Annotated in this window: 1 protein-coding gene; it reads left to right on the top strand. The window is 57.1% G+C overall.

Annotation, left to right across the window (positions count from 1 at the left end; genetic code table 11):
* Positions 1 to 36 precede the first annotated feature (36 nt).
* Positions 37 to 1,400, top strand: a 1,364-nt coding sequence (locus HBO12_RS28165) for an immunoglobulin-like domain-containing protein (RefSeq protein ID WP_346343204.1), incomplete at its 3' end; no start/stop codon positions are given.

Raw genomic sequence — 1,400 nt, 5'->3', positions numbered from 1 at the left:
TGTTAAGGCGGCCAGATCGTCTACACCGCCACCCTTGTGGATAAAAACGGCGCACCCGTCACTAACACCACGGGTCCGCTGACCATCACCTTGGATAACAACCAGGTCATCACCATCGGTGTGGACAAGTCGAGCGGTACCGTTTCGGTTGTAGCGCCGGACGACGTCTACAAAGGCGACCAGACTGTCACTACCGGCATTAAAGAAGTCGCCGGTGGCGAGCACTTTGAAAATCTGGTCCCGGGGACTGACAAGGTCACCACGACTGTTACTGATACCCCAGGTACCGATAACACCACGACAGTGACGCTGACTGCTCCGTCGGAAGTGAGTGAAGGCGGCAAGATCACTTACACCGCCACGCTTTCTAATAAAGCGGATACCGACGTCACCCTGACACTCGATAACAAGCAAACCATCACCATCAAGGCCGGTGAAACTGTCGGCACTGTGACAGTGGATGCCCCAGGCGATGACGTGTTCATCGACAAGAGCACCCAGACCGTCAAGATCACCGGGACTGACGGTGGCAACTTCGAGAAACTCGTGGTTGCAGGCGATGGCGCGACTACCACCATCAACGACACTATCGACAAGGTCGATGTGGTGCTGACCGCAACCAAAACCGTGGGTGAAGGCGGCCAGATCGTCTACACCGCCACCTTGGTGGATAAGAACGGTGCGCCGGTAACCAACATCACCAGCCCTGTGACTGTGACTCTGGATAACAACCAGGTCATCACCATCGGTGTGGACAAGTCGAGCGGTACCGTTTCGGTTGTAGCGCCGGACGACGTCTACAAAGGCGACCAAACCGTTACTACCGGCATCAAGGAAGTCACCGGTGGCGCGCACTTCGAAAACCTGGTTCCAAATACCGACAAGGTCACCACGACTGTCACTGATACCCCAGGCACCGATAACACCACCACCGTCACCCTGACCGCGCCAAGCGCCGTCAACGAAGGCGGCAAGATCACCTACACCGCCACCTTGAGCAACAAGGCTGACACCGACGTCACCCTGACCCTCGACAACAAACAAACCATCACCATCAAGGCCGGTGAAACCGTCGGCACCGTGACAGTGGATGCCCCAGGCGATGACGTGTTCATCGACAAGAGCACCCAGACCGTCCAGATCACCGGCACTGACGGCGGCAACTTCGAGAAACTCGTGGTTGCAGGCGATGGCGCGACTACCACCATCAACGACACTATCGACAAGGTCGATGTGGTGCTGACCGCGACCAAAACTGTCGGTGAAGGCGGCCAGATCGTCTACACCGCCACCCTTGTGGATAAAAACGGCGCACCCGTCACTAACACCACGGGTCCGCTGACCATCACCCTGGATAACAACCAGGTCATCACCATCGGTGTGGACAAGTCGAGCGGTAC

The sequence above is a fragment of the Pseudomonas sp. WS 5059 genome, from assembly GCF_012985525.1.
Taxonomy (GTDB): Bacteria; Pseudomonadota; Gammaproteobacteria; order Pseudomonadales; family Pseudomonadaceae; genus Aquipseudomonas.
The sequence above is the reverse complement of the archived record's forward strand: the minus strand, read 5'-3'. Positions and strand labels throughout refer to the sequence as shown.